The following is a 5,555-nucleotide window of genomic DNA, read 5'->3' on the forward strand; positions in this document are numbered from 1 at the left end:
GGCATGGAGCATGTGGAAGCCGGTCTTGTCGGCGGCGAAGAGCGTCCGGTTCACGGTCATGCCCCCGAAGGGTCGGACGCTGACGCGGCCGTCCGGGTCCCGGCTCCACGGGCAGCCCCAGTGCTCGAGCTGGATCACCTCGCCCGGTGCCTCCTTGACGAACGCCTCCACGACGTCCTGGTCGGCGAGGAAGTCGCTCCCGAAGATCGTGTCCTTCGCGTGCGTGTCGAGGCTGTCGTTATCGCGCATGACCGCCGCGGTCCCGCCCTCGGCGGACACCGTGTGGCTGCGCATGGGGTAGACCTTCGAGAGGACCGCGATCGAGAGCCGATCCGACTCCTCCGCCGCCGCGATCGCCGCGCGGAGCCCCGCGCCGCCGCCCCCGATCACCAGCACGTCGTGTTGGTACGCGTCGTCACCGGCCATCTCGCCGCATCCCTCCTACAGCTTCAGCTTCTCGACCAGCTCGCGGACCGCGACGGCTGATTTCTCAAACCCCACCCGCACTCAGAGCTTGAGCTTGTCCACGAGCTCACGGACGGCGGCGGCCGACTTCTGGAACGCCGCCTGCTCCTCGGGGGTGAGCTTGATCTCGATCACTTGCTCCACCCCGCTCCGGCCCAGCGTGACCGGCACCCCCACGTAGAGCCCCTTCACCCCGTACTGGCCGTCCAGGTAGGCGGCGCACGGGAGGATCTTCTTCTTGTCCTTCAGGATCGCCTCGATCATCTCCGTCACCGCGGCCCCCGGAGCGTAGTAAGCCCCGCCGAACTTCAGGAGGTTCACGATCTCGGCCCCTCCGTCTCGCGTCCGCTGAACGATGGCGCCGATCCGCTCCTTCGAGAGCAGCTCGGTGATCGGGATCCCGGCCACGGTGGAGTAGCGGGGCAGCGGCACCATGGTGTCGCCGTGACCGCCCAGGACGAAGGCGGTCACGTTCTCGACGGACACGCCGAGCTCGAGCGCGATGAAAGTCCTGAAGCGCGCCGAATCCAGGATCCCCGCCATCCCCATCACGCGCTGGGTGGGGAAGCCCGAGACCTTCCAGGCGACCTGCACCATGGCGTCGAGCGGGTTCGTGACCATGATGAGGATCGAGTTGGGCGACCGCGTGACGACCTGGCCCGTGACCTGCCGGATCACCTCGGCGTTCTTGAAGAGGAGGTCGTCGCGGGTCATCCCGGGCTTCCGGGGAAAGCCGGCGGTCACGACCACGATGTCTGAGTCCCCCGTCTCGTCGTACCCGTTGAAGCCCACCAGGCGGCAGTCATAGCGGTGGATCGGCCCGGCCTCGAAGAGGTCGAGGGCCTTGCCCTGGGGCACGCCTTCGATCACGTCCACCAGGACCACATCAGCCAGCTCCTTCTCCACCGTGTACTGCGCCACCGAGGCGCCAACGTTGCCGGCGCCGACGACAGTGACCTTTGGCCTCACGTTTCACTCCCTCCGGTGCCCCTCACCTCTTCTCCTCTCCCCTCGGCGGAGAGGCAGGGTGCGGGGAGGTACTCGCCTACAGTCGCGCCATATTCTCGATGATGGCGCCGCCGAACTCGGAGCACCTGACCTCCCGCGCCCCCTCCATGAGGCGCGCGAAGTCGTAGGTCACGACCTTCTGCTGGATGGTGCGCTCGAGGCCCTCGATGGTCCGGTCGGCCGCCTCGGTCCAGCCGAGATAGCGGAGCATCATCTCCCCCGACAGGATGACCGACCCCGGGTTCACCTTGTCCTGGCCCGCGTACTTGGGGGCCGTGCCGTGGGTCGCCTCGAAGAGCGCATGCCCGCTCTCGTAGTTGATGTTGCCGCCGGGGGCGATGCCGATCCCACCGACCTGGGCGGCCAGGGCGTCCGAGATGAGGTCGCCCGTGAGGTTCGGGCACGGGATGACGTCGAACTCGTCCGGGCGCGTGAGGATCTGCTGGAGGAACGCGTCCGTGATGGCGTCCTTGATCAGGATCTTGCCCGGCGGCGGCGTCCCGCCGCACTCCTCCCAGCTCACCAACCTGTCCGAGAACTCGCGCTTGGCCAGCTCGTACCCCCAGCGCATGAAAGCGCCCTCGGTGTACTTCTGGATGTTGCCTTTGTGCACCAGCGTGACGTTGCGACGGCCGTGCTCGATCGTGTACCTGATCGCCGCGCGGATCAGCCGCTCGGATCCCTCGCGGGACATGGGCTTGATGCCGATGGCTGACGTCTGGGGAAAGCGGATCTTCTTGACACCCATCTCGCGCTGGAGGAAGTCGATGACCTTCCGCGCCTCGGGGCTCTGCGCCTCCCACTCGATTCCCGCGTAGATATCCTCGGTGTTCTCGCGGAAGATCACCATGTCCAGCTTCTCCGGGTGCTTCACCGGAGAGGGCACACCCTTGAAATACCGAACCGGCCGGAGGCAGACATAGAGGTCGAGCTCCTGGCGGAGCGTGACGTTCAGGCTCCGGAACCCCTCCCCGACGGGAGTCGTGAGCGGTCCCTTGATCGCGACCAGGTACTCGCGGATCAAGCCCAGCGTTTCGGACGGGAGGAGATTCGGCGGGCAGTCGGGCCCGTACACCGCCTTAGCCTTCTCGCCGGCGTAGACCTCGCACCACGCGATCTTCTTCCGACCTTTGTACGCCTGGCTGACGGCCGCATCCAGGACGCGAACCGCCGCTCGCCAGATATCCGGGCCCGTGCCGTCACCCTCGATGAAGGGGATGATGGGCTGGTCGGGAACCTGAAGCTTCCCGTGCTGCATGACGATCTTCTCGCCCGCCGGAATCCTCACCTTGCTCGGCATCTCGCTCCTCACCCCTTACCTTGCCCCTCTCCCCTCAGGGGAGAGGGATGGGGTCAGGGAACATGCGTTTCAATGTTTACGCAGTTGCCGCGTTGAGCGCCGAGCCCGCTTTGAACCACTGGATCTCGACTCGGAGGGGGACTCCGTCCCCCTTCCGAACCTCCCCCGATGGTTGTTCGAGAGTGGCGGGGTCGGCCACGCCGCGAGGCAGGCCCCCCGCCACGCGAGACCCGAGTTAATCGCGCGGGCGAAGCCCGCGCTCGGGCGCGGCTGCAGCGCGTTCATGCTTATTTCACTGCGTTCAGGGCCGAGCCCGCCTTGAACCACTGGATTTGCTCGGCGGTCAGGCTGTGGTTGCAGGTGATCTTCACAGTCTGGCCGTCGGGCTTGTGCACGATCACCTGGACCGGTTTGCGCGGGGCGAGGCCGGCTAGCGCAACGATGCTCACGCGATCGTTGGCCTCGAAGAGGTCATAGTCCTTCGGATTCCCGAAGGTCAGCGGCAGGATCCCCTGCTTCTTGAGGTTCGTCTCGTGGATCCGGGCAAAGCTCCTCACGATCACGGCCTTGACCCCGAGGTAGCGGGGCGACATTGCCGCATGCTCGCGGCTCGACCCCTCGCCGTAGTTCTCGTCGCCGATCACCACCGAGCTGGCGCCCTTCGCCTTGTAGCGCCGCGCGATCTGGGCGATGGGAAGCCCGGACTCGCCCGTCAGGACATCGGTCCCAGTCCCAGGTTTGTCCGAAAACGCGTTGACCGCCGCCAGGAACATGTTGTCGCTGAGCTTCTCCAGATGCCCCCGGTAGCGGAGCCACATCCCGGCCGGCGAGATGTGGTCCGTCGTGGTCTTGCCCTTGCACTTGATCAGGATCGGCAGCTCGAGGAAGTCCTTGCCGTCCCAGGCCGGGAACGGCTCGAGGATCTGAAGCCTCTCGCTGTCGGGCCGGATCTCCACCTGTACGGCCGCGCCGTCCTCGGCCGGCGCCTCGTAGCCTTCCCAGCCGCCGGCGAAGCCCTCCCGCGGCAGCTCCTCGCCCTCCGGCGGGGCGAAGCGGACCCGCTTGCCGTTCGCCTCCAGGGTGTCGTGGAGCGGATCGAACTCCAGCGTCCCGGCGAACGCCAGGGCCGTCACCACCTCGGGGCTCGTCAGAAACGAGAGCGTGGCGGCGCTGCCGTCGTTCCGGCCCGGGAAGTTCCGGTTGAAGGAGCTCACGATCGAGTTGGTCTCGTCCTTCTTCACATCCGACCGCTTCCACTGGCCGATGCACGGCCCGCACGCGTTGGCCAGGACCGTCCCGCCGATGCGCTCGAAGATCTCCAGGAGGCCGTCGCGCTTGATGGTCTGGTAGATCCGGTCCGAGCCCGGAGTGATCAGCAACGGCACCTTGGCGCGGAGCCCACCTTTGAGCGCCTGCAGGGCCACGTGGGCCGCCCGCCGCATATCCTCGTAGGAAGAGTTGGTACAGGAACCGACCAGCGCCGCCTTCAGGTTGGCCGGCCAGCCTTGCTGGCGGACCTCGGCGGGGAGCTTGGAGACCGGACGCGCGCGATCCGGCGAGTGAGGGCCCACGATGTGGGGCTCGAGCGTCGAGAGGTCGATCTCCACCAGCTCGTCGAAGAAGCGCTCGGGGTCGCGCTCCACTTCCGGGTCGGCCACCAGGTGCTCGCGGTACTGCTCGGCCAGGGCCGCGATCTCGACCCTGCCTGTCGCGCGGAGATAAGCGGCCATGCGGTCATCGAAGGCGAAGATAGAGGTGGTGGCGCCCAGCTCGGCGCCCATGTTGCAGATGGTACCCTTGCCCGTGGCGCTGATGGACGCGGCGCCGGGGCCGAAGTACTCGAGGATCTTGTTGGTCCCACCCTTGACCGTGAGGAGGCCGCAGAGGTAGGTGATCACGTCCTTGGGCGCTGCCCACCCTGAGAGCTTCCCGGTGAGGCGCACGCCGATCAGCTTCGGGTGGAGCACCTCCCACGGCAGCCCACCCATGACCTCGCCGCAGTCGGCCCCGCCGACGCCGATGGCGAGCATTCCGAGCCCGCCGCCGTTCGGCGTGTGCGAGTCGGCGCCGATCATGAGCCCGCCGGGGAACGCGTAGTTCTCGAGCACCACCTGGTGGATGATGCCGGAGCCCGGCTTCCAGAAACCGATCCCGTACTTCCGCGCCGCGGAGCGGAGGAAGTTGTAGACCTCGTTGTTCTCCGTGGCCGCCCGCCTCATGTCCTCCGACGCCCCGCTCTCGGCCCGGATCAGGTGGTCACAGTGGAGGGTGGTGGGGACCACGGTCCGCTTCCGCCCCGACTGCATGAACTGCAGCAGCGCCATCTGCCCCGTGACGTCCTGCAGGGAGACCCGGTCCACGCGGAGGCCGAGCTGCGCCTTGCCGCGCTCCCAGATGTGGCTTTCGAGATCCCAGGCGTGGGCCACCAGTATCTTCTCGGAGAAGGTGAGCGGCCGGCCGAACTTCTTCCGCGCCCAGGCGAGTTTCGCGGGAACTGACTCGTAGAGGGCTTTGATCTGTGAGAGCATCTCTCGATCTGCGGGCTCCATCACCGATCCCTCACCCCATCAAACGTATCGCCTCCCACCCGCGTGGACAGGAGGCGACAGGCGCACCTTACGCTAGCACGGCCACCCCGAACTGTCAAGGCGACGGGCCTAGCGGCAGCCGTTTCGGATCTTCGCCCAGGATGATGTGGCCGCACGACCGAAATAGCACGGGAAAGCCGCGATCCGGGGCTCGTGAGCCAGCGGGCCCGATCTTCCGAGGGCTGATTGGGGCC

At 67.0% G+C, this 5,555-nt stretch carries 4 protein-coding genes; all 4 read right to left on the bottom strand.

The features are described 5' to 3' along the window. The coding region (locus tag HY726_07435; GenBank protein ID MBI4608821.1) for an FAD-binding protein at positions 1-426 on the bottom strand (426 nt) is incomplete at its 3' end. A gap of 81 nt (positions 427-507) precedes the next feature. Further along, positions 508-1,434 carry a malate dehydrogenase gene (gene mdh / locus HY726_07440; GenBank protein MBI4608822.1) on the bottom strand — a complete coding sequence of 309 codons (927 nt, stop codon included), beginning with the start codon at positions 1,432-1,434 and terminating at the stop codon, positions 508-510. A 76-nt stretch (positions 1,435-1,510) separates the two neighbouring features. Continuing rightward, the gene (gene icd, locus HY726_07445; GenBank protein MBI4608823.1) at positions 1,511-2,755 is read right to left on the bottom strand and encodes an NADP-dependent isocitrate dehydrogenase; all 1,245 of its coding nucleotides are present in this window, start codon (positions 2,753-2,755) and stop codon (positions 1,511-1,513) included. Positions 2,756-3,060: 305 nt separating this feature from the next. After that, on the bottom strand, positions 3,061-5,301 hold the full coding sequence (locus tag HY726_07450; protein ID MBI4608824.1) for an aconitate hydratase: 2,241 nt from the start codon (positions 5,299-5,301) through the stop codon (positions 3,061-3,063). Positions 5,302-5,555 lie beyond the last annotated feature (254 nt).

It is taken from the genome of Candidatus Rokuibacteriota bacterium, assembly GCA_016209385.1.
Taxonomy (GTDB): domain Bacteria; phylum Methylomirabilota; class Methylomirabilia; order Rokubacteriales; family CSP1-6; genus JACQWB01.

What these genes read in the sequence shown, in the direction of transcription:
- HY726_07450 (MBI4608824.1), bottom strand. Translation starts at nt 5,301, where the DNA reads ATGCTCTCACAGATCAAAGCCCTCTACGAGTCAGTTCCCGCGAAACTC.